Origin of the sequence: Pseudomonas sp. NPDC087612, assembly GCF_044743505.1 — a bacterium.
Classification (GTDB): Bacteria; Pseudomonadota; Gammaproteobacteria; order Pseudomonadales; family Pseudomonadaceae; genus Aquipseudomonas.
Map to the genome: position 1 here is coordinate 40,604 of NZ_JBIUWO010000002.1, position 22,427 is coordinate 63,030.

Here is a 22,427-nt window from a genome sequence, read left to right on the forward strand (position 1 = left end):
ATTTTTGTTACTGCACAGCAACCATCAATTCAGCTGGCTGACCGAACGCGGCGCCACCGGCTGGTTGTCGTTGGAAATGGTCACTTCCACCCGACGGTTCTGCGCGCGACCCGAGTTGCTGGTGTTGTCGGCCACCGGATACTCCTTGCCGTAGCCCTGGGCGACGATGCGGGCCGGATCTACACCGGCACGTACCAGCGCCATGCGCACGGCCGCGGCGCGGCGCTCGGACAGCGACTGGTTGTAGTTGGCGCTGCCCTTGCTGTCGGTGTAGCCCTCGACGATCACCTTGCGGTCAGGGTTCTCCTGGAGGAACTGCGCCAGCTTGGTGATGTTCGGGTAGGCGCTGCTCTTGAGCGTGGCCTTGTCGAAGTCGAACAGCACGTCGCCGAAGGTCACCAGGGTGCCGCGGTCGGTCTGCTTGGCGTTGAGGCTGTCCTGCAGCTTCTTGATCTGCGCATCACGGGCATCCAGGCGCGCCTGGGCACGCTGGGCGGCAGCGTTTTTCAGGTTGCCTTCAGCAGTGCGCAGGGCAATGGTCTGCTTGGCCACTTCAACCCGCTGGTTGGTCAGGTAGGCAAGCTGGTCGACTTTTTTCGAGTCTTCCTTGTCCATGTAGGCTTTGTCGGCCTTGTTCAGCCAGTCCTGGGCGTCCTTGGTTTCAAGGGCCGCGACCTTGGCGGCCTGCGGGTTGCTCTGCAGGGCCGAGAAGTTGGTCCGGGCCGATTCCAGGTTGGCGTTCGGCTGCGTCGAGCAGGCGGCCAGGCCAACGCTCAGGGCCAGAAGGGCGGGGATCATCACGTGTTTACGCATAATGGTTCATCCTTTGATCGATTACGAATGCACGGGTCGGTGAGCGGGCGTCATTCGACGCTGCGCATGCCTTCCTCACGCAGGTCCTGAACGCCCTGGCGGGCATCCTGTACGGCTTTCTCGGCCTTGGCGGCCTGGGCCTTGCGCTCGGCGACGCGGGCGTCCCACTCGGCCTGCTCGGCCAGGCGCTTGGCGTCGTCGTACTTCTTGTCGTGCATGGCGATTTCCGCCTGTTTGAGCTTGTCCTGCGCAGCCTTCATCTCGACGGCGGCAAACTCGGTACCGCCGGCGCTGACAGCGGAATTGACCGCCGATTGCGTGACAGCGTACTGCTCGGTAGGTGGGTTGCCGGCACAGCCGGCCAGGACCAGACTGCTGCCCAGTGCCAGCGCGGCCAGCTTGAGCCCGCGCAGGTGAGTGGACGGGGTGTTTGCGGTGCGGGTCTTCATGGTGGTCAACTCCATTGGATCACTCCTGATGAACAACGAATTCCGTAACAGTCCATCGGCGCGACCCGTCAGCTACGGGACTGCTCTGACCCGGTTCTGAAAGGGTTTTGCCGTGATGGCTATTGGCTGTGACCGAAGCGTTTTTTGAATAGTTCAGAAAAAAGTGCCGCTTGTTCGCGGTTTTTTCTGACTGATCGGTCAGTGGGTTTTTCGTTGAACTTTCAGGCGTGCCGGCGGTACGCGAGCGCCTGCGCGGGCGCTCGCAGCGCGGATCAGGAGGCGGGGTGGATCAAGGCTTGCCGGCCTCTTTGGGGTTGCTCATCTCGTGCAGGTAGCGGCGTGAAAGGGCAAGAAACCGCGGGGTCGGACCGATGTCCTGGTACAGCGGGTCACCCTCTTCGTCGGTGGCAATCACCTGCGCGCCCTGAACATACGGAAAGCTCGCTTCCAGCTCTTCAAGCGCAGCCCCGAGCAGTTCGCCGAGCAGTTCTTCGGGTTGGCGCTTGGGGTACATCTCGGCCAGGGCCGCCAGGCGCGCCGCCGCTTCCATGTCCAGGTGCAGGACATGGCCGGTGGGGCTCAGCGAGCCTTTGGCGTGCTGTTCCCAATGCTGGGCAAGATCACGGATTTTCATGATGGTCTCCTGTGTGCCTGTGTTGAGCGTAGTTCACCCTGTGGCCCAGCCATGGCCCTGCCTTGAAGCCCGGGCGCTACTGGGGCACTCTGGACCCAGAGCGGTTTTCCCGAATGCCGGAGACATGGCTGATGACTGATATCGATGTGCGCTTGCGTGAAGATGTTCATTTGTTGGGCGAGTTGTTGGGCGATACCGTGCGCGAGCAGCACGGCGAAGCGTTTTTGCAGACCATCGAGGACATACGCCGCAGTGCCAAGGCCGATCGCAGCGGTAGCGCCGAGCAACTGAGCTCGACCCTCAATGACCTCGCCGAAGACCAGCTGTTGCCGGTGGCGCGGGCCTTCAACCAGTTTCTCAACCTGGCCAACATCGCCGAGCAGTATCAGCTGATCCGCCGCCGCGACGCCGGCCAGGCCGAACCTTTCGAAGCGCGGGTGCTGCCCGAACTGCTGGCGCGGCTCAAGGCCGCCGGCCACAGCGACGATGCCCTGGCCCGGCAGTTGGGCAAGCTCAGCATCGAACTGGTGCTTACCGCCCACCCGACCGAGGTGGCGCGGCGCACCTTGATCCAGAAGTACGACGCGATCGCCGCGCAACTGGCCGCCCAGGATCACCGCGACCTGACCCCCGCTGAACGCGAGCAGATCCGCGAACGCCTGCAACGGCTGATCGCCGAAGCCTGGCACACCGAAGAAATCCGCCGCACCCGGCCAACCCCGGTAGACGAAGCCAAATGGGGCTTTGCGGTGATCGAGCATTCGCTATGGCAAGCGGTGCCACACCACTTGCGCAAGGTCGACAAGGCCCTGCACCAGGCCACCGGCCTGCGCCTGCCGCTGGAGGCGGCGCCGATCCGCTTTGCCTCGTGGATGGGCGGCGACCGTGACGGCAACCCCAATGTCACTGCGCCGGTGACCCGTGAAGTGCTGTTGCTGGCGCGCTGGATGGCCGCTGACCTGTTTTTACGCGATATCGATGCCCTGGCCGCCGAACTGTCGATGCAGCAGGCCAGCGAAGCGCTGAGGGCCAAGGTGGGCGAGTCGGCCGAGCCTTATCGCGCCGTGCTCAAGCAATTGCGTGAGCGCCTGCGGGTCACCCGCGCCTGGGCCCAAGCCGCGCTGACCACGGCGCAAGCGCCGGCCGCTGAAGTGCTGCAGGACAACCGTGAACTGTTCGAGCCGCTGCAGCTGTGCTTCGAATCACTGCATGCTTGCGGCATGGGCGTGATTGCCGATGGCCCACTGCTCGACTGCCTGCGTCGGGCGGTGACCTTCGGCCTGTTTCTGGTGCGTCTGGACGTGCGCCAGGACGCCGCCCGGCATACCTCGGCGCTGAGTGAAATCACCGAATACCTGGGCCTTGGCCGCTACGCCGAGTGGGATGAAGACGCGCGTGTGGCCTTCCTGCAGGAGGAACTCAACAGCCGGCGGCCGCTGTTGCCCAGCTACTTCAAACCCCAGGCCGACACCGCCGAAGTGCTCGCCACCTGCCGCGAGATTGCCGCTGCACCGGCAGCTTCGCTGGGCTCCTATGTGATCTCCATGGCCGGCGCCGCTTCCGATGTGCTGGCGGTGCAGTTGCTGCTCAAAGAGGCCGGCGTGCTGCGGCCGATGCGCGTGGTGCCGTTGTTCGAAACCCTCGCCGACCTGGACAACGCCGGGCCGGTGATGGAGCGCCTGCTGGGCTTGCCGGGGTATCGCGCCGGCCTGCATGGCCCGCAGGAGGTGATGATCGGCTATTCCGATTCGGCCAAGGATGCCGGCACCACGGCCGCGGCCTGGGCCCAGTACCGCGCCCAGGAAACCCTGGTGCGCATCTGCCGCGAGCAGCAGGTCGAACTGCTGTTGTTCCACGGCCGTGGCGGTACCGTCGGGCGTGGCGGCGGCCCGGCCCACGCGGCGATCCTGTCGCAGCCGCCGGGTTCGGTGGCCGGGCGCTTCCGTACTACCGAGCAGGGCGAGATGATCCGCTTCAAATTCGGTTTGCCGGACATCGCCGAGCAGAACCTGAACCTCTACCTGGCGGCGGTGCTCGAAGCGACCCTGCTGCCACCACCGCCGCCACAACCGGCCTGGCGCGCGCTGATGGACCAGCTGGCTGCCGACGGCGTCAAGGCCTATCGCGGCGTGGTGCGCGACAACCCCGAGTTCGTCGAGTACTTCCGCCAGTCCACCCCCGAACAGGAACTCGGCCGCCTGCCGCTGGGCAGCCGCCCGGCCAAGCGCCGCGCCGGTGGCATCGAAAGCCTGCGGGCGATCCCGTGGATTTTCGGCTGGACCCAGACCCGCCTGATGCTGCCGGCCTGGCTCGGCTGGGAAGCGGCATTGAACAACGCCCTGGCTCGCGGGCAGGGGCCGTTGCTGGCCGAGATGCGCGAGCAGTGGCCGTTTTTCCGCACACGCATCGACATGCTGGAGATGGTTCTGGCCAAGGCCGATGCCGATATCGCCCGCTCCTACGACGAACGTCTGGTGCAACCAGAACTGCGACCTTTGGGTGCACATTTGCGCGACCTATTGTCGCAGGCGTGCGAGGTGGTGTTGGGGCTGACCGGGCAGCCGGTGCTACTGGCGCACAGCCCCGAAACCCTGGAATTCATCCGCTTGCGCAACACCTATCTGGACCCGCTGCATCTATTGCAGGCTGAGCTGCTGGCGCGCTCGCGTGGGCGTGAAGCCGCTCTGGACAGCCCGTTGGAGCAGGCCTTGCTGGTCACCGTGGCCGGCATCGCGGCAGGTTTGCGCAATACCGGCTGAGTTGGCAAAACGCTTTGCCGAGGGTTTGCCCAGGAAGGGCAGAATGCTTGTAAAGCAACAGGTTGCGCTCGGCGCAACCTGTGCTGCAAGTGGCCACAGTGCGTGGGTTTTTCCGACTTTCGAGCGCTTGTGTGGCTTGCGGGCGCTGTGTATCTTGAGCAGCCTTTTGATCGAAATTACGATCATCACCCAAATTCCGGGATTGGCCCTGCGTGGCAAACCCACTGATTTGCTTACAAAAAAATGAGGAGCACAAGATGCGCGTAATTCTGCTGGGAGCTCCCGGGGCCGGTAAAGGTACTCAGGCAAAGTTCATCACCGAAAAGTTCGGTATTCCACAGATTTCCACTGGCGACATGCTGCGCGCCGCGGTCAAAGCCGGCACCCCGCTGGGCCTGGAAGCCAAGGCGATCATGGACGCTGGCAAGCTGGTCTCCGACGAGCTGATCATCAACCTGGTCAAGGACCGTATTGCCCAGCCTGACTGCGCCAACGGCTTCCTGTTCGACGGCTTCCCGCGCACCATTCCTCAGGCTGAAGCCCTGGTGACTGCTGGCGTCGAGCTGGACGCCGTGGTCGAAATCGCTGTCGAAGACGAAGAAATCGTTCAGCGTATCGCTGGCCGCCGTGTGCACGAAGGTTCGGGCCGCGTTTACCACGTTGTCTACAACCCGCCAAAGGTTGAAGGCAAGGACGACGAAACCGGCGAAGCGCTGGTGCAGCGCAAAGACGACACCGAAGAAACCGTGCGTCATCGCCTGTCGGTCTACCACGACCAGACCAAGCCGCTGGTAGACTTCTACCAGAAGCTCTCGGCTGCCAACGCTGGCAAGCCGAAGTACGCGCATATCGAAGGCGTGGGCTCGGTTGACGCGATCACCGCCAAGGTCCTGGCCGCACTGAGCTGATCGACGCTCGGTAGTGCAGACAACGGCCCGCTTGCGGGCCGTTGTTGTTTATAATGCTGCTCTTTTTTCTTGCCCCTGGAACCCCCGATGACCACCTTGCTGGCCCTCGACACCGCCACCGAAGCCTGCTCCGTTGCCTTGCTGCATGATGGCAAGGTTTCCAGCCACTATGAGGTGATCCCGCGCCTGCACGCGCAGAAGCTGCTGCCGATGATCCAGCAACTGCTGGCCGACGCCGGCGTCACCCTGCAACAGCTCGATGCCATCGCCTTCGGTCGTGGCCCGGGCGCCTTCACTGGCGTGCGCATTGCCATTGGCGTGGTCCAGGGCCTGGCCTTCGCCCTGGAGCGGCCGGTACTGCCGGTGTCCAACCTGGCCGTGCTGGCCCAGCGCGCGATGCGTGAGCAGGGCGTGCAGCAAGTGGCGGCGGCAATCGATGCGCGCATGGACGAGGTCTACTGGGGCTGCTATCGCAACGTTGACGGCGAAATGCGCCTGCAGGGCAAGGAGGCGGTGCTGCCACCGGAGCAGGTGGCCTTGCCCGAGGGTGCCAGCGGCGACTGGTTTGGCGCGGGCACTGGCTGGGGCTATGCCGAGCGCCTGGCGGTCAAGGCCTGCGGCCAGGACGCCAGCCTGCTGCCCCATGCCCAGGACCTGCTGAGCCTGGCGACCTTCGCCTGGCAGCGCGGCGAGGCGATTGCCGCCGACCTCGCGCAACCTGTGTACCTGCGCGACAAGGTGGCCACGCCGAAAGCGCGCTGAGTGCAGTTCGTCGGTTATTCCCAGGCAGAATAAAACCTTTTGCCCGATCTGTGGTCCAGTTATCAATCGGGCATTAGCGAAGGATCAGCGATGCTGCTAAATTGCCATCACTGCTCCTGAGTAATCGCCATGCGCATAGACGGTTTTTCTTCTCAGTCCTACCCCATCAAGCGAGCCCCGCGCAAAGCGCCGGTACGTACCGATGACGTGGACGACGAAGATCTGCCGGGCGAGTTCGAAGTACAGGCGCAAGCCAGCGCCAGCCACGGCCAGGCGCGCACTGGCGGCCTGCCGGCGCGGCCTCAGGACATGATCTTCCCGCGGGCGCGCAACAAGCGCACCGCCCATGCCCTGGCCAGCTACCTGACCACTGCCGGTTTCGTTGACTGGGAGATGGAAGTACTGGGGCTGGACCTGTACATTTGATGGATGAGTCTGTCCACGCTGCCCTATTTTGTCGGTTGTCCGTCCTGGAGTGAAAACGCCTGGCGCGAGTACCTGTACCCGGCCGAGGCTAAAACCAGCGACTTCCTCGGCCTGTATAGCCAGGTCTTCAATGCCGTAGAAGGCAACACCACCTTTTATGCCCGCCCGGCACCGGCGACCATCGAACGCTGGGCGCAGCTGATGCCGGCGCACTTTCGCTTCACCGCCAAGTTCCCCGGCGACATCAGCCACAGCGGTGACCTGCACGCTCAACTGGCCGCCGCCCAGTCCTTCATCGAATTGCTCAAGCCCCTTGGCGCACGGGTTGCGCCGTACTGGCTGCAGTTGCCGGCAACTTTCGGCCCGGCGCGCCTGAGCGAGCTGGTGAGCTTTATCGACGAAGCTGGCGTGCCCATCGCCGTGGAGGTGCGCAACGCGGCGTTCTTCAGCAAGGGCGAGGAAGAGCGCCTGCTCAACCGCCTGCTGCTTGAGCGTGGTGTGGAGCGCATCTGTCTCGACCCTCGCGCGTTGTTCAGTTGTACTTCACAGACGCCCGAGGTGCTCCACGCCCAGTCGAAAAAACCGCGCGTGCCGCCTCGCCCGACCGCCTTTACCCAGCACCCGCAGATCCGCTTCATCGGCCACCCGGAGCTGGCCGCCAACGAGCCGTTTCTGCTGCCGTGGCTGGACAAGGTCGCGGCCTGGATCGAGGAGGGGCGCAGCCCCTATGTTTTCCTGCATACTGCCGACAACCGCCTGGCCGCCGCCCTGGCCCGGCGTTTTCATCAAGGCCTGATGGAGCGCCTGCCGGGGCTTGCGGCCTTGCCTGAACTGGACCGCACGCCAGAAGCCGAACAACTCGGCCTGCTCTGAGCGCGTCCTGCCGCCTGCCCGGGAGCCGAGATCATGGATGTGCAAACCCTGCGTGCCGAAGCCTTCAAAGCCCTGCATGAGCGCGATGGCGCCTTTGTCATTCCCAACCCCTGGGATGCCGGCTCGGCCAAGCTGCTGGCCAGCCTCGGCTTCGAGGCGTTGGCCACCACCAGCGCCGGCCTGGCGTTCTCCCTGGGGCGGCCAGATGCCGAAGGGGCGATGAGCCTGGATGAAACCCTGGTCAATGCCCGCGCCATTGTCGATGCCACGGCATTGCCGGTGGCTGCCGACCTTGAGAACGGTTTCAGCGACGACCCCAAGGGCTGTGGCGAGGCGATCCTGCAGGGCGCCGCCATTGGCCTGGTGGGCGGCTCGATCGAGGATGCCAGCGGCAATGTCGACGAGCCAATCTACAGCTTCTATCACGCCGTGGAGCGAGTCGAGGCGGCCGTCACCGCCGCGCGCAGCCTGGACTTTCCGTTCATGCTCTGTGCCCGCGCGGAAAACCTGCTGCACGGGCGCATGGACCTGGACGACACCATCGCCCGCCTGCAGGCCTTCGCCGAAGCCGGTGCCGATGTGCTGTATGCGCCGGGCTTGCGTACGGCCGAGGAGATCCGCCGGGTGGTCCAGGCGGTGGCGCCGAAGCCGGTCAATGTGCTGATGGGCCTGAGCGGTGTGCGCTTGAGTTTTGCCGACGTTCAAGCGCTGGGGGTCAAGCGCATCAGCGTCGGCTCATCGCTGGCGCGTGCGGCCTATGGGGCGTTTTTCAACGCCGCGCAGCAGATTCATGATCAAGGCTGTTTTGACTACGCCGACCAGGCGCTGTCGTTCGACCAGCTCAACCAGTTGTTCAGGCGCTGATCGACCATGCGCAAAGGATTGCTCGCGGTACTGTGTCTGATTCTGCTCGTTGCACTGGGTGCTGCCTGGCGCCTGGGCTGGCATCTGCCGGATGCCTGGAACCCCTGGGCGGTGCTGGATGTGCGCCAGCCGCCGAACCTGCTTACGCCGTACAAATTGGGCCGCCTTGAGGATGATCCGCAGCTGTGCGAGCAGGCCCTGGCCACTTCCAGCCTGCGCTACCGCAAGCAGGCCGACAGCCCCGCCAATGCGCCGTGCCCCCTGGAAAACGTGGTGCGCGTCGAAGGCTCGTCGGTGCGCCTGAGCAGCAGCTTTCTCGCCAGTTGCCCCTTGGCGGTGGCTTATGCGCTGTTCGAGCGCCACGCTCTGCAACCGGCGGCACAGCGCGCCTTTGCCCAGCCGGTGGTGCAGGTCGATCACCTGGGCAGCTTTGCCTGTCGCAACATGTACAACCGCAAGAATGGCCGCCTGAGCCAGCACGCCACGGCCAATGCCCTGGATATCGCCGGCTTTCGCCTGGCGGACGGGCAGCGTATCCAGTTGCTCAAGGACTGGTCGGGCGAGGGCGTCAAAGCGAAGTTTTTAAGGGATGTGCACGCCAGTGCCTGCGACAGTTTCAACACGGTGCTGGGGCCTGAGTACAACGCCGCACACCGCAATCACTTTCACCTGGACATGGGCTTCTGGCAGATCTGCCGCTAAGGCTCAGGCGGCGATGCGCACGTTGTTCAGCACCACCGGGCGAGCCCAGCGGTTGTCGAAGTCCAGCTGCGATTGCTGCACGGCCATGGTGGCGTCGTCGAAGGGCTCCGGCGCCTTGTCCAGCAGGTCCATCTCGAATTCAGCGATCGGCAGGTACAACGGTTTGGCCTGTGGTGCCGGGCCGGGTTCGGGCAGCGGGTGGCCCTGGCTCATGACTACCGGGCGTACCCAGGTGTTGCTGATATCCAGCTGGCGCTGTTGCTCGATGAGTTCGGCGGCGCTGAACGGCGGCGCGAGTTTTTCCAGCAGCTGCGGCTCAAGCTCGGCGATCGGCAGGAACAGCGGCTCTGGCGGGGCCAGTTCGGTGTCGTGCACATCGCACAGGCGCTGGTTGTGGATCTGCGCCAGCACCTGGCTGCCGCCCAGCGGCTCGCCGGTGACTTTGTCGAACTGCTCGGTGGCCACGGCCTTGGCCGCGTCCTCCTGACCTTGCTGCTCAGCCAGGGCGCGGGCAAAAAAATCCTGCCACAGGTGGCTGACGCCGCCCAGTGCCTGGGTATTGTGCCGGCCATAGTCGCCGACGGGCGAGATATAACCTGAGTTGAGCTGAAGAATGTCGGTCATGGCAGTCGCAGAGGGTGCTGGTCTGGCAAAATAGCGAATACTTCGTATATCGGCCGCGGCCGACGATCATTTAATTTTTTTGAGTACAGGATTTGATGGTGGAGCAACTGGCTGACGGCGGCATCCGGGTCGAGGCATTGACGGCCGATTATCAGGCCCAGGCTGGCGAGTGGGCGCGGCGTCTGGGATTGCCGCTGAGCGATGACAATGCAGGCTTTGCCGTGCAGATCGGCGCCGATGGCCTGCAGATCCAGCAGCTCGGTGCGCAGGCGCCGGGGCCGGTGCGGGTGGATTTTGTCGAAGGCGCGGCGGCGCACCGGCGGGTGTTCGGCGGCGGCAGCGGGCAGATGATCGCCAAGGCCGTGGGCGTCGCCCAGGGCGTGCGCCCGCAGGTGCTCGATGCCACGGCGGGGCTGGGCAAGGACGCTTTCGTGCTGGCGAGCCTCGGTTGCCAGATGACCCTGATCGAGCGCCAGCCGCTGGTCGCGGCCTTGCTCGAAGACGGCCTGGCCCGCGCCCGCAGCGATGCCGAGGTGGGCCCCATCGTTGCGCGCATGCAACTGCTCACCGGCAATGCCATCGAGCGTATGCGCACCTGGCAGGGTGAGCCGCCGCAGGTGATCTACCTCGACCCGATGTTCCCTCATCGCGACAAGAGCGCCCTGGTAAAAAAGGAAATGCGCGTGTTCCGCCCGCTGGTTGGTGACGACCTCGACGCCCCGGCGCTGCTCGAAGCCGCCCTGGCCCTGGCCAGCCACCGGGTGGTGGTCAAGCGCCCGCGCAAGGCGCCGATCATCGACGGGCCCAAGCCCAGCCACTGCCTGGAAGGCAAATCCAGCCGCTACGACATCTATCCGAAAAAAGCCCTCAAGGCTTAAGGTCGGTAAGCGCGCATGAACAGCGCCACCACTTCTTGCACATGGGCCTCGGAGGCCTCGGCATCCAGCGCCGGGGCATAGCCGAGCAACAGGCGGAAGTTGGCCGCGCCCTTGAGCAGGCAGAAGAAGTGCTCGGCGGCGTTGGCCGGCAATTCAATGCGCAGCAGCCCGCGGGCATCCACCTGGCGCAGCAGCGCCTCCATCTCGTGCAGCACCCGCAACGGGCCGGCCTCGAAGAAGATCTGGCTGAGTTTCGGGTCCTGATTGCCCAGGGCCATGATCAGCCGGTGCAGCTTGACCGACAGGTCGCTGCTGATCAGCGCCTGAAAGCCGCGGCCGATCTTCAGCAGCACCTGTTCCAGCGGAACCCCTTCAGGAAGCTCGAAAATCAGCTCGGGCAACTGCGCCGTGCAGGTGGCGACCACTGCCGAAGAGAACAGCGTCTCCTTGTCGGTAAAGTGGCTGTAGACCGTGAGTTTTGACACACCTGCCGCTGTCGCGACCGCATCCATGCTGGTGTTGGCATAGCCAAGGGTTAGAAACAGCGCCTTGGCTGCCTCGAGAATGGCCTGGCGTTTTGCCAGGTCCTTGGGCCGGCCGGGGCCGGTAGCAGCGGTGACTTTGGGCATGAGTGAAAAGTTACATATTCCAGTAAGTGCACATGGTACATCGCGACCGGCATTTCGGCGGGCAAAAATCGACGCGCTGCTCCCGGCGTAAATATGGGATTTCTCGCGCAGGCCTGCTTCCCCGCTCCGGTTCCCTGATTTAATATACCCGCCAGTATAAATATTCAAAGCGCCATTCGCGAAAGGTCATCCATCATGTTGCGCCATGCCTTGCCCCTCGCTTTGCCCGTTGGTCTCGTGCTGTTGCTTGCTGCCTGCGGGCAGGAAAGCGCACCGCAGACTTCCCTTCGTCCGGCCATGGTGGTGCAGCCGCAGCCGGCCAGCGCCGCCGCCGACAGCTACCCCGGCGAGGTGCGTGCGCGCTTCGAGCCGGAGCTGGCGTTCCGCATCGGTGGCAAGGTCAGCAAGCGCCTGGTCGAGGAGGGGCAGCGGGTCAAGGCCGAACAGCCACTGGCCGAACTCGACCCCCAGGATGTGCGCCTGCAACTGGAAGCCAGCCGTGCCCAATTGGCCGCTGCCGAAGCCAACCTGAACCTGGTCAAGGCCGAGCGCGACCGCTACAAGACCCTGCTCGACCGGCAGATGGTCAGCCATTCGCAATACGACAACGCCGAGAACCTCTACCGTGCTGGCCTGGCCCGGCTCAAGCAAGTGCGCGCCGAGTTCGACGTCGCCGGCAACCAGGCAGAATATGCCGTACTGCGCGCGTCCCAGGACGGCGTGATCGCCAAGCGCCAGGTTGAGGTGGGCCAGGTGGTGGCTGCGGGGCAGACGGTGTTCACCCTGGCCGCCGATGGCGAGCGCGAAGTGCTGATCGGCCTGCCTGAGCAGAATTTTGGCCGCTTCAAGGTCGGCCAGACGGTGGCGGTGGAGCTCTGGTCGCAACCGGATCAACGCTTCAATGGCCGGATTCGCGAACTGTCGCCTTCGGCCGACCCGCGCTCGCGAACCTTCGCTGCGCGCATCGCCTTTACCGCCGGCAAGGTGCCGGCCGAGCTCGGGCAAAGCGCCCGGGTGTACATCCAGCACGCCGAGAACATTCCCCTGGCGGTGCCGCTCTCGGCGCTGACCGCAGAAAACGGCCAGACCTACGTCTGGCGTGTCGATGCCAACAACACCCTCAAGCGCGTACCGGTGCGGGTGGGTGCCTACGGTGAAAACAGCGTGCCGGTGCTCGAAGGCCTGAATGCCTCGGACTGGGTGGTGGCGGCCGGCGTGCATGTGCTCCAGGAAGGGCAGCAGGTTCGTCCGGTGGACCGGTCCAATCGTGTGGTGAATCTGGCGGCCAAGGAGTAAGTCCCGATGGGTTTCAACCTTTCCGCCTGGGCCCTGCGCAATCGGCAGATCGTGCTGTTCCTGATGATTTTGCTGGCTGTGGTCGGCGCGCTGTCCTACACCAAGTTGGGGCAGAGCGAAGACCCTCCGTTTACCTTCAAGGCCATGGTCATTCGCACCAACTGGCCAGGGGCCAGCGCCGAGGAAGTCTCACGCCAGGTCACCGAGCGTATCGAAAAGAAGCTGATGGAAACCGGCGAGTACGAGAAGATCGTCTCGTTCTCGCGGCCCGGTGAATCGCAGGTCACCTTTATGGCCCGCGACTCGATGCATTCGGCCGATATCCCCGAGCTCTGGTACCAGATCCGCAAGAAGGTTGCCGATATCCGCCACACCTTGCCGCAGGGTATCCAGGGGCCGTTCTTCAACGATGAGTTCGGCACCACCTTCGGCAATATCTACGCGCTGACCGGTGACGGCTTCGATTACGCCGTGCTCAAGGACTACGCCGACCGCGTGCAGATCCAGTTGCAGCGGGTCAAGGACGTCGGCAAGGTCGAGCTGCTTGGCCTGCAGGACGAGAAGATCTGGATCGAGCTGTCCAACCTCAAGCTGGCCACCCTCGGCCTGCCCCTGGCAGCGGTGCAACAGGCGCTGGAAGAACAGAACGCGGTGAGCACCGCAGGCTTCTTCGAGACGCCGAGCGAGCGCCTGCAACTGCGGGTCAGCGGGCGCTTTACCACGGTCGAGCAGATCCAGCAGTTCCCGATCCGGGTCGGTGACCGCACTTTCCGTATCGGCGATGTTGCCGAGGTGCGCCGGGGCTTCAACGATCCGCCCGCGCCGCGCATGCGCTTCATGGGCGAGGACGCCATCGGCCTGGCGGTATCGATGAAGGCCGGCGGTGACATTCTGGTGCTGGGCAAGGCGCTGGAAACCGAGTTCGCCCGCATTGCCCACAACCTGCCGGCCGGCATGGAGCTGCGCAAGGTGTCCGATCAGCCGGCAGCGGTGAAGACCGGCGTCGGCGAGTTCGTTCAGGTGCTGGTTGAAGCGCTGGCCATTGTCTTGCTGGTGAGCTTCTTCTCGCTGGGCATGCGCACCGGCCTGGTGGTGGCCCTGGCCATTCCGCTGGTGCTGGCGATGACCTTTGCCGCCATGTACTACTTCGGCATCGGTTTGCACAAGATCTCCCTCGGCGCGTTGGTGCTGGCCCTGGGCTTGCTGGTGGATGATGCGATCATTGCCGTGGAGATGATGGCGATCAAGATGGAGCAGGGTTTCGACCGGTTCAAGGCCGCCAGCTACGCCTGGACCAGCACCGCCTTCCCGATGCTCACCGGCACCCTGATCACCGCCGCAGGCTTCTTGCCGATTGCCACCGCGCAATCCGGCACGGGTGAATACACCCGTTCGATCTTCCAGGTGGTGACCATCGCCTTGCTCGCCTCCTGGATTGCCGCGGTGGTGTTCGTGCCGTACCTGGGTGAGCGCCTGTTGCCTGACCTGGCCAAGCTGCATGCGGCCAAGCACGGCACCGCCGAAGGCGGCCCTGACCCTTACGGCACGCCGTTCTACCAGCGCGTGCGGCGCCTGGTGGGCTGGTGCGTGGAGCGGCGCAAGACGGTGATCGTGGCGACCATCGCGCTGTTTGTCGGCAGCATCTTGCTGTTCCGTTTCGTGCCCCAGCAGTTCTTCCCGGCTTCCGGGCGCCTGGAACTGATGGTCGATCTGAAGCTGGCCGAAGGCGCCTCGCTGAGCAACACCGCCGATCAGGTCAAGCGCCTGGAAGCGCTGCTCAAGGAACGCGCCGGCATCGACAACTATGTGGCCTATGTCGGCACCGGCTCGCCGCGGTTCTACTTGCCACTCGACCAGCAACTGCCGGCGCCGAGTTTCGCCCAGTTCGTGGTGCTGGCGAAAACCATCGAGGAGCGCGAACAGCTGCGTAGCTGGCTGATCGCAACCCTCGACGAGCAGTTCCCCGACCTGCGTTCGCGGGTCACGCGCCTGGAAAACGGCCCGCCGGTGGGTTACCCGGTACAGTTCCGGGTCACTGGTGAGCACATCGAGCAGGTGCGTGCCCTGGCCCGCAAAGTGGCTGCCAAGGTGCGCGAGAACCCCCACGTGGTCAACGTTCACCTGGACTGGGAAGAGCCGAGCAAGGTGGTCTACCTGAACATCGACCAGGACCGCGCCCGCGCCCTGGGGGTGAGCACGGCGAACCTGGCGAAGTTCCTGCAAAGCTCGCTGACTGGTTCGGCGGTCAGCCAGTTCCGCGAGGACAACGAGCTGATCGAGATCCTCCTGCGCGGCACCCAGCAGGAGCGCAGCGAGCTTGCCAACCTGCCGAGCCTGGCGGTGCCTACCGACAATGGCCGCAGTGTGGCGCTGTCGCAGGTGGCAACCCTGGAATACGGCTTTGAAGAAGGCGTGATCTGGCACCGCAACCGCCTGCCCAACGTCACCGTGCGCGCCGACATCTATGGCAAGGAACAGCCGGTGACCCTGGTCAAGCAGATCCTGCCGACCCTGGACCCGATACGTGCCGAGCTGCCCGATGGCTACCTGCTGGACGTGGGTGGCACAGTGGAGGACTCCACTCGCGGGCAGAAATCGGTGAACGCCGGGGTGCCGTTGTTCATCGTCGTGGTTCTGACCCTGCTGATGCTGCAACTGCGCAGTTTCTCGCGCACAGTGATGGTGTTCCTCACCGCGCCCCTGGGGTTGATCGGCGTGACCCTGTTCCTGCTGGTGTTCCGCCAGCCGTTCGGTTTTGTCGCGATGCTCGGGACCATCGCCCTGTCGGGGATGATCATGCGCAACTCGGTGATCCTGGTCGATCAGATCGAGCAGGACATCGCTGCCGGGCTGGACCGCTGGCAGGCGATTATCGAGGCGACAGTAAGGCGCTTCCGGCCAATCGTACTGACCGCCCTGGCGGCGGTGCTGGCGATGATTCCGCTGTCACGCAGCGTGTTCTTCGGGCCGATGGCGGTGGCGATCATGGGTGGCTTGATCGTGGCGACGGCGTTGACGCTGTTGTTCCTGCCGGCGCTGTATGCGGGGTGGTTCAGGGTCAGAAAGAGCAGTTGAGAGCTACAAGCGGCAAGCTGCAAGAGGTGCTGTTCACACTGCTTGTGGCTTGCCGCTTGAAGTTTGTAGCTGGCGCTTACAGCGCGCCAAACACCTTCTTGGCAATGCTGGTAGCTGCCGCCGCCGGGTTCTGGCGGATGGTTTCTTCCTGCTTGGCAATCATCTCGAACAGGCCGTTGAGCGCCTGCTCGGTCACGTAGCCTTCGACGTTGGCGTTCTTGGCATCGAGCACGCCCAGGGTCGCTGCTTGCCCGGCGAAGTTGTTGTACTGCTGGGCCAGGCCGACCTGGTCGGTGGCTTTCTTGACGATCGGCAGGAACTTGGCGCGGATCTGCTCGCGGCTGGTTTTGCTCAGGTATTGGGTAGCCGAGTCGTTGCCGCCGCTGAGGATGCCCTTGGCATCGTCCACGGTCATCTTCTTCACGGCATCCACCAGCAGCGCCTGGGCCTGCGGTACGGCGGCCTCGGCGGCCTTGTTCATGCTGGTTTCCAGTTGGTCGACCTGGGCGCCCATGCCGAAGGCTTTCATCTTCTTGGCGACTTTGCCCAGGTTGCCGGGCAGTTCGATGCGCACATCCGGGTTATTGCTGAAGCCACCCGGGGTACCCAGTTGTTTCACCGCTACCTGGGCACCCTGGGTCAGGGCGTCTTTGAGGCCGGTGGAGGCATCTTTTTGCGAGAGGTCGCCGAGCGACAGCGCCAGGGCGCTGGCCGACAGCAACAGGCCGGCGCACAGGCCGGTGAAGGTTAGAGCGGGGCGGAACATGGCAGCATCCTTATACGAAGGAAAAACAATCAATCAACGAACGGCATCGACCTTGATGCGTACCGGCTGCGGGTCGTTGCCATCAAGTTGCACGCCATGGTGCTCGGTGTTGATGAACAGCAGCTTGCCGTCCAGTTCGATCCGCGCGCTTACCGCATAGCGGTGGCCGGGCTTGACCTGGGCCGGGTCGTAGCTCAGGTGGAAGGGCAGCGGCACATTGCCTTTGACCGGGCCGCTCTGGCTGGCCAGGGTAACGGCGGGGGCGTCCATCAGCGACACGTCCTGCAGGGCCACGCTCAGGGTGGCGGCGGGCGGCAGGGCGATGCGTTGCAGGTAGAAGACCTCGCCGTCGAGGCTGGCCTTGGGGGCTTCAGGGGTGCTGCTGCACGCGGCCAGCAGGCTGCCAAGAAGGATCAGGGACAGTTTTTTCATCAGTAGCTCCTTAGCGCCGGCGCCGCGGTTGCGGTCGCCAGGCGGTTCGATTCGTGTTGCTCCAAAGGCACTGGCCAGTATGGCCTATACCGCAGTTTCGGTGGCTTCTTCGCTGCGCTGCAGGGCGACCTGGCGAATCGACAGGCGCACCTCAGCCGACAGCACGCGCTTGGCCGCGCCCTCGGCCAGTTCGCTGAGTTTTTCGTGGTAGCCAAGTTTGCCGTTGCTGTCCGGGCGCAATACGCCTTGTTCGATCTGGGTCTGGATGAAGTGGCGGAACAGGGTTTTGTCGAAGAACTCCGGGGCGTTCAGGCCATGCAGAATCGACAGGCGCTGGGCCATGATCACGCACAGGTCTTCCAGCTCTTCGGCGCTCAGGGTGTGCTGGCCGCTGTTGAGCAGCAACGCGGTAGCCATGTAGAAGCGCTGCAGGGTCTGGGTGATGGCCCGGGCCAGCAAGGTCAGCAGCACGAACTGCCGCGAACTCGGTGCCGGGCGCAGGTACACGCCGTTCTCGAAGCGCAGCAGGCCCTGTTCGACGAAGGCCTCCAGCCACTGGTCGACCACCGCGTCCAGCTCATCGAGCTCCCAGCGAATGAACAGCTCCGATTGCAGGTACGGGTACAAGGCCCGGGTGTACTGCAGGATCAGTTCGCGGCTCATCCGCGAGCTGCTCTGGAAGAAGCTCGCCAGCAAGGCTGGCAGGGCGAAGATGTGCAGCACGTTGTTGCGGTAGTAAGTCATCAGGACGGCGTTCTGCTCGTCCAGGTAGAGGATTTTGCCCAGCGCATCGCTTTGCTCGGCCAGCAGGTCCATGCCCTTGACGTGGCTGATCAGCGCCAGGCCATCGCCTTCAGGCAGGGTGGTGTGCGGCGAGTAGGGCACCTTGCGCAGCAGCGCCAGGTACAGGTCCAGCACCCGCGCCAGGGCGCGCTCGTCCAGGGCCAGGCGGCTGGTGGAGAGCAGCGCCAGGGCCACCAGGTTGACCGGGTTGATCGCCGCCGCCTCGTTCAGGTGCTGGGCGACTTTCTCGCCCAGGCGCGAGGTGGTTTCGTTGAGCCAGGCCGGGCGGAACTGCGGGCCGTGCTCCTGTTCGCGCCAGCCGGGTTGCTGCTGGTCGAGGAAGGCGCCGAGGCGGATCGGCTCGCCGAAGTTGACCGCCACCTGGCCGAAGCGCTGCTTGAGCGCGCCGATGACCTTGAAGATGTCGAAGATCGATTCTTTCTTCTTGCTCGCCCCGCGCAGCTCGCCCAGGTAGGTGCGGCCTTCGAGCACCCGTTCATAACCGATGTACACCGGGACGAAGACGATTGGCGTGCGCGAGGAGCGCAGGTAGCTGCGCAGGGTAATGGCGAGCATGCCGGTTTTCGGCTGGAGCATGCGCCCGGTGCGCGAGCGGCCGCCTTCGACGAAGTACTCGACCGGGAAGCCCTTGGTGAACAAGGTGTGCAGGTATTCGTTGAACACCGCGGTGTACAGCGGGTTGCCCTTGAACGTGCGGCGCATGAAGAACGCCCCGCCACGGCGCAGCAGGCCGCCGATCACCGGCATGTTGAGGTTGATGCCGGCGGCGATGTGCGGCGGGGTCAGGCCGTTGCGAAACAGCAGGTAGGACAGCAGCAGGTAGTCGATATGGCTGCGGTGGCACGGCACATAGATGACTTCGTGGCCCGGGGCGATGCCCTGCACCTGCTCGATGTGGTTGACCTTGATGCCGTCGTAGATCTTGTTCCAGAACCAGCTCAGCACCACTTCGAGGAAGCGGATGGCGGTGTAGGTGTAGTCCGAGGCGATCTCGTTGCCGTAGCGCAGGGCCTGGGCTTCGGCTTTGGCCAGCGGGATCTTCTCGCGTTCGGCTTCATCGGCGATGGCCTGGCGCACCAGCGGGTCGTGGACCAGGCCCTTGACCAGGTTGCGGCGGTGGGAGATGTCCGGGCCGATGACGGCGGTCTTGAGGTTGCGAAAGTGTACCCGCAGCAGGCGTTGGGCCATGCGCACGGTGCGCTCGTGGCCCTTGTTGTGCTGCACCAGCTCGCGCAGGTGGATCGGCGCCGAAAACTGCACGCGGGTCTTGCGCCCCAGGATCAGCACGGTGAGCAAGCGCCGCAGGCGCCCGGTAACCGCCCAGCTGTCGGCAAACAGCAGCTTCCACGGGCTGGATTCGCTGGCCGGCGACTGGCCCCAGAACACGCTGACCGGGATGATCTGCGCGTCTTCTTCGGCATGCTGGCTGATGGCGTTGACCAGTCGTGCCAGGGTCGGCGGGGCGCCGCGCTTGTCCTGGCGGCCGAGCCAGTCGGGCTCCGGGGTCAGGTAGAAGAACGCTGCCGGCTCGTGCAGGGTGCCGACGGCGACCGGCAGCACCGGGCGTGGCAGCCCGGCTTTGGTGCATTCGCGGTCGAGCACCGCAAGGTCGGTGAGCGACGGCGACTGCAGGGCGTAGAACACCGGCCGGCTGCGATCCAGGTTCAGGGTAAAGGATGACTGGTTGATGGTCTCGGAGCGAACCCACAGGTACAACAGGCGACGCAGGGCGCCGAAGATCAGGCGGCGCAAGGGGGAACGGGTCATACGGTGTGTGCTCTGGATGAGATTTTTGAGTATTTGCTCAGTCGACTAGTGTGCCGTATCTGCGCAAGTTCAGCAAAAAGCGCCCCGGTCATGAAAATTAATTTAAGTGTGTCATATACTCGGTCCGCCGCTTGCAAGAGATTTGTGCAAGCTGCGTCGGCAGGGGGCCGTGACCCCTCTGCATGCAAGGCGATTCCAAAATAAAAATCCGGAGTAGTGCAGATGTCGTCTCGTGAGACTGGAAGTGTAAAGTGGTTCAATGACGCAAAAGGTTACGGTTTCATTCAGCGTGAAGGTGGCGCGGACGTGTTCGTTCACTACCGTGCCATCCGCGGGGAGGGGCATCGCACCCTGCTCGAGGGGCAGCAGGTCGAATACAATCTGACTCAGGGCCAGAAAGGCTTGCAGGCAGAAGACGTAGTCGGTCTGTAAGCGCCGGGCCACAAGCCTCGAGCCTGGGCCCACCAGCGAAAAGGCCCGCCGCCGGACGACCGGGGCGGGCCTTTTCGAAGACAGTTTTCAGCTGGTCCGCCAGGTGATTTCCTCTTCACCGTCGGCACTGATGCGGATCCAGCGATCGGCATCTTCTTCACCTTCTTCCTCGACCCAACTGCCCGGTGCACAGCGCACTTCGACGTTCAGCGCGGCAAAGGCTGCGCGTGCGCAGGCAATGTCATCATCCCACGGGGTCTGGTCGCTCTCCAGGTAAAGACTGTTCCATTTGCCCACAGCCTTCGGTAACCAGGTAACTGGAATGTTACCGGCCCTGCACTTGTAGGTCTGGCCTTTCTGCTGCCAGTCGCTGCACGGGCCAAGCGCTTCGCCGAGCCAGGCAGCGATCTGCTTGTGGTCGACCTCGGCGTCTTTCAGGTAAATCTCGATATCGGGTTGGCGCATAGGGGCTCCGGGTGCGCTCAGTCTTGGCGCACAAAATAATCGTAACGCATCGATACCGTGACCTCGAAAGGCTCGGCCTGGTCGATGACGCGCGCGCGTTTCTCGGCGCTGGCACGCCAGCCATGAGGGGTCATGGCCAGCAGGTCGGCGCGGGCCTTGCCGTCGGCAAGGCTGAGGCGGAATTTCAGGGTTTCGCTATGGGCGTGGTGCATGCCCTCGGGGACCAGCGCCAGGTGCTTGTCGTCGCTGTAGTCGCGCACTTCATCGTAGAGCTTGTGGCGCAGTTCGATCAGGTGCTCGTTGGTCGGGCCGACGCGCATCAGGCCGCCGCCGGGGCTCAGCAGGCGCAGGGCCTCTTGCCAGTCCAGCGGGCTGAAGACACTGGCGAGGAACTGGCAACTGCCATCGGCCAGCGGTACCCGGGCCATGCTCGCCACCAGCCAGGTCAGCGCCGGGTTGCGTTTGCAGGCGCGCTTGACCGCCTCGCGGGAGATGTCCAGGGCATAACCGTCCGCCTCGGGTAACGCCTGGGCGATTTGCGCGGTGTAGTAACCCTCGCCACAGCCGATGTCCAGCCAGCGCGCGGGTGCGCGTTCGGCGGCAAGCTCAGCCAGGCGGCGGGCCACCGGGGCGTAATGGCCGGCGTTGAGAAAGTCGCGGCGGGCCTCGACCATGGCCTGGTTGTCGCCCGGGTCACGGCTGTTCTTGTGCTGCACCGGCAACAGGTTCAGGTAACCCTGGCGGGCACGGTCGAAACGGTGGCCGGCCGGGCAGGCCACGCCATTGTCGAGGGTGCTCAGCGCGGCGCTGCAGATCGGGCAGGTGAGCATCAGGCAAGCAACCGGGTCAGGGTCTGGTAGTAGATTTCGGTCAGCACATCGAGGTCGCTGGCCAGGATCCGCTCGTTAACCTGGTGAATGGTGGCGTTGACCGGGCCCAGCTCGACCACCTGGGTGCCGAGGGTGGCGATGAAGCGCCCGTCGGAGGTGCCGCCGCTGGTCGATGCCTTGGTCTCACGGCCGGTGACCGCCTTGATGCTGGCCGACACTGCGTCGAGCAAATCGCCCGGCTCGGTCAGGAACGGCAGGCCCGACAGCGCCCAGTCCACGTGCCAGTCGAGCTGGTGCTTGTCGAGGATGGCGGCAACCCGCTGCTGCAGGCCTTCGACCGTCGACTCGGTAGAGAAGCGGAAGTTGAACAGCGCGGTCAGCTCGCCCGGTACCACGTTGGTGGCGCCGGTGCCGGAATTGAGGTTGGAGATCTGGAAGCTGGTCGGCGGGAAGAACGCATTGCCTTCGTCCCAGTGTTCGGCAGCCAGCTCTGCAAGTGCCGGAGCGGCCAGGTGGATCGGGTTCTTGGCCAGGTGCGGATAGGCCACGTGGCCCTGTACGCCGCGCACCGTGAGCTTGGCGCCGAGCGAGCCGCGACGGCCGTTCTTGACCACGTCACCGACCAGGCTGGTGCTCGACGGCTCGCCGACGATGCACCAGTCCAGGCGCTCGTTGCGCGCGGCCAGGCGCTCGACCACGGCCTTGGTGCCGTGGTGGGCCGGGCCTTCTTCATCACTGGTGATCAGGAAGGCGACCTTGCCGCGATGGTTGGGGTAGTCGGCGACGAAGCGCTCGGTGGCCACTACCATGGCGGCCAGGCTGCCTTTCATGTCAGCCGCGCCACGCCCGCAGAGCATGCCGTCGGCATCGATCAGGGCATCGAACGGATCGTTCTGCCAGGCCTGCACCGGGCCGGTCGGGACCACATCGGTATGGCCGGCAAAGCACAGCACCGGGCCTTCCTGGGTGCCATGGGTGGCCCAGAAATTGTCGACGTCTTCGATGCGCATCGGCTCAAGCATGAAACCAGCATCGCCCAGGCGTTGCATCATCTGTTTCTGGCAGTCGAAGTCCAGCGGGGTAACCGACGGACGGCGAATCAGGTCGCAGGCCAGTTCAAGGGTAGGCGAGAGGTCGGCTGGGGCCGTCATGGGGAGCTCCGGGGCAAGGCAGGGCACGAATTCGAGGGGGGTTATCTTATAGCAATTCAGAGCCCTGTAGGAGCGCCGCACCGCCGCT

The 22,427-nt window shown here is 64.4% G+C and carries 23 protein-coding genes; 12 read left to right on the forward strand and 11 right to left on the reverse strand.

The features are described 5' to 3' along the window. Nucleotides 1–24: 24 nt before the first annotated feature. From ACIOVF_RS03715 to ACIOVF_RS03725, 3 genes are all read right to left on the reverse strand, one after another. Complete coding sequence (locus tag ACIOVF_RS03715; protein WP_045193663.1) at nt 25–813, reverse strand: OmpA family protein; 789 nt, start codon at nt 811–813, stop codon at nt 25–27. Nucleotides 814–863: 50 nt separating this feature from the next. Then, the gene (locus ACIOVF_RS03720) at nt 864–1,277 is read right to left on the reverse strand and encodes a DUF4398 domain-containing protein (protein ID WP_045193662.1); all 414 of its coding nucleotides are present in this window, start codon (nt 1,275–1,277) and stop codon (nt 864–866) included. Nucleotides 1,278–1,551: 274 nt separating this feature from the next. Continuing rightward, on the reverse strand, nt 1,552–1,896 hold the full coding sequence (locus tag ACIOVF_RS03725; protein WP_093386725.1) for a pilin assembly protein: 345 nt from the start codon (nt 1,894–1,896) through the stop codon (nt 1,552–1,554). A 131-nt stretch (nt 1,897–2,027) separates the two neighbouring features. Between ACIOVF_RS03725 and ppc the strand changes: the two genes are divergently transcribed. From ppc to ACIOVF_RS03765, 8 genes are all read left to right on the forward strand, one after another. Next, nucleotides 2,028–4,655: a phosphoenolpyruvate carboxylase gene (ppc, locus tag ACIOVF_RS03730; RefSeq protein WP_401287657.1), complete on the forward strand. Its 2,628-nt coding sequence runs from the start codon at nt 2,028–2,030 to the stop codon at nt 4,653–4,655. A gap of 43 nt (nt 4,656–4,698) precedes the next feature. Then, a complete protein-coding gene (locus ACIOVF_RS03735; protein ID WP_093386719.1) occupies nt 4,699–4,902 on the forward strand; it encodes a hypothetical protein in 204 nt (67 codons plus the stop codon). A 10-nt stretch (nt 4,903–4,912) separates the two neighbouring features. Then, nucleotides 4,913–5,563, forward strand: coding sequence for an adenylate kinase (adk, locus tag ACIOVF_RS03740; protein ID WP_045193658.1), 651 nt, complete (start codon nt 4,913–4,915; stop codon nt 5,561–5,563). Nucleotides 5,564–5,650: 87 nt separating this feature from the next. Continuing rightward, entirely contained in the window at nt 5,651–6,325 is a 675-nt protein-coding gene (tsaB, locus tag ACIOVF_RS03745; RefSeq protein ID WP_045193657.1) for a tRNA (adenosine(37)-N6)-threonylcarbamoyltransferase complex dimerization subunit type 1 TsaB, read from the forward strand. Nucleotides 6,326–6,454: 129 nt separating this feature from the next. Next, on the forward strand, nt 6,455–6,751 hold the full coding sequence (locus tag ACIOVF_RS03750; protein ID WP_045193656.1) for a hypothetical protein: 297 nt from the start codon (nt 6,455–6,457) through the stop codon (nt 6,749–6,751). Nucleotides 6,752–6,754: 3 nt separating this feature from the next. After that, on the forward strand, nt 6,755–7,624 hold the full coding sequence (locus ACIOVF_RS03755; protein WP_045193655.1) for a DUF72 domain-containing protein: 870 nt from the start codon (nt 6,755–6,757) through the stop codon (nt 7,622–7,624). Between the two features lie 33 nt (nt 7,625–7,657). Next, the gene (locus ACIOVF_RS03760) at nt 7,658–8,488 is read left to right on the forward strand and encodes an oxaloacetate decarboxylase (RefSeq protein WP_195885813.1); all 831 of its coding nucleotides are present in this window, start codon (nt 7,658–7,660) and stop codon (nt 8,486–8,488) included. A gap of 6 nt (nt 8,489–8,494) precedes the next feature. Then, nucleotides 8,495–9,190 (forward strand): extensin family protein, encoded by a 696-nt coding sequence (locus tag ACIOVF_RS03765; RefSeq protein ID WP_401287664.1) that lies wholly within the window; start codon nt 8,495–8,497, stop codon nt 9,188–9,190. Between the two features lie 3 nt (nt 9,191–9,193). Here the strand turns inward: ACIOVF_RS03765 and ACIOVF_RS03770 are convergent, their stop codons facing one another. Then, on the reverse strand, nt 9,194–9,814 hold the full coding sequence (locus ACIOVF_RS03770) for an energy transducer TonB (protein WP_195885814.1): 621 nt from the start codon (nt 9,812–9,814) through the stop codon (nt 9,194–9,196). Nucleotides 9,815–9,909: 95 nt separating this feature from the next. Between ACIOVF_RS03770 and ACIOVF_RS03775 the strand changes: the two genes are divergently transcribed. Then, nucleotides 9,910–10,692, forward strand: coding sequence for a class I SAM-dependent methyltransferase (locus ACIOVF_RS03775; protein ID WP_045193652.1), 783 nt, complete (start codon nt 9,910–9,912; stop codon nt 10,690–10,692). Here ACIOVF_RS03775 and ACIOVF_RS03780 read toward each other — a convergent pair. Further along, entirely contained in the window at nt 10,689–11,321 is a 633-nt protein-coding gene (locus ACIOVF_RS03780) for a TetR/AcrR family transcriptional regulator (RefSeq protein WP_045193651.1), read from the reverse strand. The two genes, ACIOVF_RS03775 and ACIOVF_RS03780, sit on opposite strands and share 4 nt — an antisense overlap. A 195-nt stretch (nt 11,322–11,516) precedes the next feature. Here ACIOVF_RS03780 and ACIOVF_RS03785 point away from each other — a divergent pair, with 195 nt between their 5' ends. Together ACIOVF_RS03785 and ACIOVF_RS03790 are read left to right on the forward strand one after the other, a co-directional pair. Continuing rightward, nucleotides 11,517–12,617, forward strand: coding sequence for an efflux RND transporter periplasmic adaptor subunit (locus ACIOVF_RS03785; protein WP_045193650.1), 1,101 nt, complete (start codon nt 11,517–11,519; stop codon nt 12,615–12,617). Nucleotides 12,618–12,623: 6 nt separating this feature from the next. After that, a complete protein-coding gene (locus ACIOVF_RS03790) occupies nt 12,624–15,692 on the forward strand; it encodes an efflux RND transporter permease subunit (RefSeq protein ID WP_401287669.1) in 3,069 nt (1,022 codons plus the stop codon). A gap of 76 nt (nt 15,693–15,768) precedes the next feature. Here the strand turns inward: ACIOVF_RS03790 and ACIOVF_RS03795 are convergent, their stop codons facing one another. The 3 genes from ACIOVF_RS03795 to plsB form a co-directional block, all read right to left on the reverse strand. Then, the gene (locus ACIOVF_RS03795; RefSeq protein ID WP_195885816.1) at nt 15,769–16,458 is read right to left on the reverse strand and encodes a DUF4197 domain-containing protein; all 690 of its coding nucleotides are present in this window, start codon (nt 16,456–16,458) and stop codon (nt 15,769–15,771) included. Nucleotides 16,459–16,491: 33 nt separating this feature from the next. Then, a complete protein-coding gene (locus ACIOVF_RS03800) occupies nt 16,492–16,890 on the reverse strand; it encodes a YbaY family lipoprotein (protein WP_038996762.1) in 399 nt (132 codons plus the stop codon). Nucleotides 16,891–16,974: 84 nt separating this feature from the next. Next, on the reverse strand, nt 16,975–19,461 hold the full coding sequence (plsB, locus tag ACIOVF_RS03805) for a glycerol-3-phosphate 1-O-acyltransferase PlsB (RefSeq protein WP_045193647.1): 2,487 nt from the start codon (nt 19,459–19,461) through the stop codon (nt 16,975–16,977). Nucleotides 19,462–19,683: 222 nt separating this feature from the next. On the opposite strand from plsB, the gene ACIOVF_RS03810 reads away from it, so the two are divergent. Beyond that, a complete protein-coding gene (locus tag ACIOVF_RS03810; protein ID WP_038996759.1) occupies nt 19,684–19,893 on the forward strand; it encodes a cold-shock protein in 210 nt (69 codons plus the stop codon). 87 nt (nt 19,894–19,980) lie between these two features. Here ACIOVF_RS03810 and ACIOVF_RS03815 read toward each other — a convergent pair whose 3' ends face one another. The 3 genes from ACIOVF_RS03815 to dapE are packed head-to-tail and all read right to left on the reverse strand — an operon-like array spanning nt 19,981 to nt 22,339. Continuing rightward, a complete protein-coding gene (locus ACIOVF_RS03815) occupies nt 19,981–20,358 on the reverse strand; it encodes a hypothetical protein (RefSeq protein ID WP_045193646.1) in 378 nt (125 codons plus the stop codon). A 17-nt stretch (nt 20,359–20,375) separates the two neighbouring features. Further along, nucleotides 20,376–21,188, reverse strand: a complete 813-nt coding sequence (locus ACIOVF_RS03820; protein WP_401287675.1) for a putative RNA methyltransferase — start codon at nt 21,186–21,188, stop codon at nt 20,376–20,378. Beyond that, nucleotides 21,188–22,339: a succinyl-diaminopimelate desuccinylase gene (gene dapE, locus ACIOVF_RS03825; RefSeq protein WP_010224867.1), complete on the reverse strand. Its 1,152-nt coding sequence runs from the start codon at nt 22,337–22,339 to the stop codon at nt 21,188–21,190. Before dapE ends, ACIOVF_RS03820 begins: the two co-directional genes overlap by 1 nt. Nucleotides 22,340–22,427: the final 88 nt, after the last annotated feature.

Excerpts from the sequence above, each read along its gene's own strand:
- ACIOVF_RS03720 (WP_045193662.1), bottom strand. The coding sequence starts at position 1,277 with ATGGAGTTGACCACCATGAAGACCCGCACCGCAAACACCCCGTCCACT.
- ACIOVF_RS03780 (WP_045193651.1), bottom strand. The coding sequence starts at position 11,321 with ATGCCCAAAGTCACCGCTGCTACCGGCCCCGGCCGGCCCAAGGACCTG.
- ACIOVF_RS03785 (WP_045193650.1), top strand. The coding sequence starts at position 11,517 with ATGTTGCGCCATGCCTTGCCCCTCGCTTTGCCCGTTGGTCTCGTGCTG.
- ACIOVF_RS03820 (WP_401287675.1), bottom strand. The coding sequence starts at position 21,188 with ATGCTCACCTGCCCGATCTGCAGCGCCGCGCTGAGCACCCTCGACAAT.
- adk (WP_045193658.1), top strand. The coding sequence starts at position 4,913 with ATGCGCGTAATTCTGCTGGGAGCTCCCGGGGCCGGTAAAGGTACTCAG.
- ACIOVF_RS03765 (WP_401287664.1), top strand. The coding sequence starts at position 8,495 with ATGCGCAAAGGATTGCTCGCGGTACTGTGTCTGATTCTGCTCGTTGCA.
- dapE (WP_010224867.1), bottom strand. The coding sequence starts at position 22,339 with ATGACGGCCCCAGCCGACCTCTCGCCTACCCTTGAACTGGCCTGCGAC.
- ACIOVF_RS03760 (WP_195885813.1), top strand. The coding sequence starts at position 7,658 with ATGGATGTGCAAACCCTGCGTGCCGAAGCCTTCAAAGCCCTGCATGAG.
- ACIOVF_RS03795 (WP_195885816.1), bottom strand. The coding sequence starts at position 16,458 with ATGTTCCGCCCCGCTCTAACCTTCACCGGCCTGTGCGCCGGCCTGTTG.
- ACIOVF_RS03715 (WP_045193663.1), bottom strand. The coding sequence starts at position 813 with ATGCGTAAACACGTGATGATCCCCGCCCTTCTGGCCCTGAGCGTTGGC.
- plsB (WP_045193647.1), bottom strand. The coding sequence starts at position 19,461 with ATGACCCGTTCCCCCTTGCGCCGCCTGATCTTCGGCGCCCTGCGTCGC.
- ACIOVF_RS03815 (WP_045193646.1), bottom strand. The coding sequence starts at position 20,358 with ATGCGCCAACCCGATATCGAGATTTACCTGAAAGACGCCGAGGTCGAC.
- ACIOVF_RS03790 (WP_401287669.1), top strand. The coding sequence starts at position 12,624 with ATGGGTTTCAACCTTTCCGCCTGGGCCCTGCGCAATCGGCAGATCGTG.
- ACIOVF_RS03755 (WP_045193655.1), top strand. The coding sequence starts at position 6,755 with ATGAGTCTGTCCACGCTGCCCTATTTTGTCGGTTGTCCGTCCTGGAGT.
- ACIOVF_RS03810 (WP_038996759.1), top strand. The coding sequence starts at position 19,684 with ATGTCGTCTCGTGAGACTGGAAGTGTAAAGTGGTTCAATGACGCAAAA.
- ACIOVF_RS03800 (WP_038996762.1), bottom strand. The coding sequence starts at position 16,890 with ATGAAAAAACTGTCCCTGATCCTTCTTGGCAGCCTGCTGGCCGCGTGC.
- ppc (WP_401287657.1), top strand. The coding sequence starts at position 2,028 with ATGACTGATATCGATGTGCGCTTGCGTGAAGATGTTCATTTGTTGGGC.
- ACIOVF_RS03770 (WP_195885814.1), bottom strand. The coding sequence starts at position 9,814 with ATGACCGACATTCTTCAGCTCAACTCAGGTTATATCTCGCCCGTCGGC.
- ACIOVF_RS03750 (WP_045193656.1), top strand. The coding sequence starts at position 6,455 with ATGCGCATAGACGGTTTTTCTTCTCAGTCCTACCCCATCAAGCGAGCC.
- tsaB (WP_045193657.1), top strand. The coding sequence starts at position 5,651 with ATGACCACCTTGCTGGCCCTCGACACCGCCACCGAAGCCTGCTCCGTT.
- ACIOVF_RS03735 (WP_093386719.1), top strand. The coding sequence starts at position 4,699 with ATGCTTGTAAAGCAACAGGTTGCGCTCGGCGCAACCTGTGCTGCAAGT.
- ACIOVF_RS03725 (WP_093386725.1), bottom strand. The coding sequence starts at position 1,896 with ATGAAAATCCGTGATCTTGCCCAGCATTGGGAACAGCACGCCAAAGGC.
- ACIOVF_RS03775 (WP_045193652.1), top strand. The coding sequence starts at position 9,910 with ATGGTGGAGCAACTGGCTGACGGCGGCATCCGGGTCGAGGCATTGACG.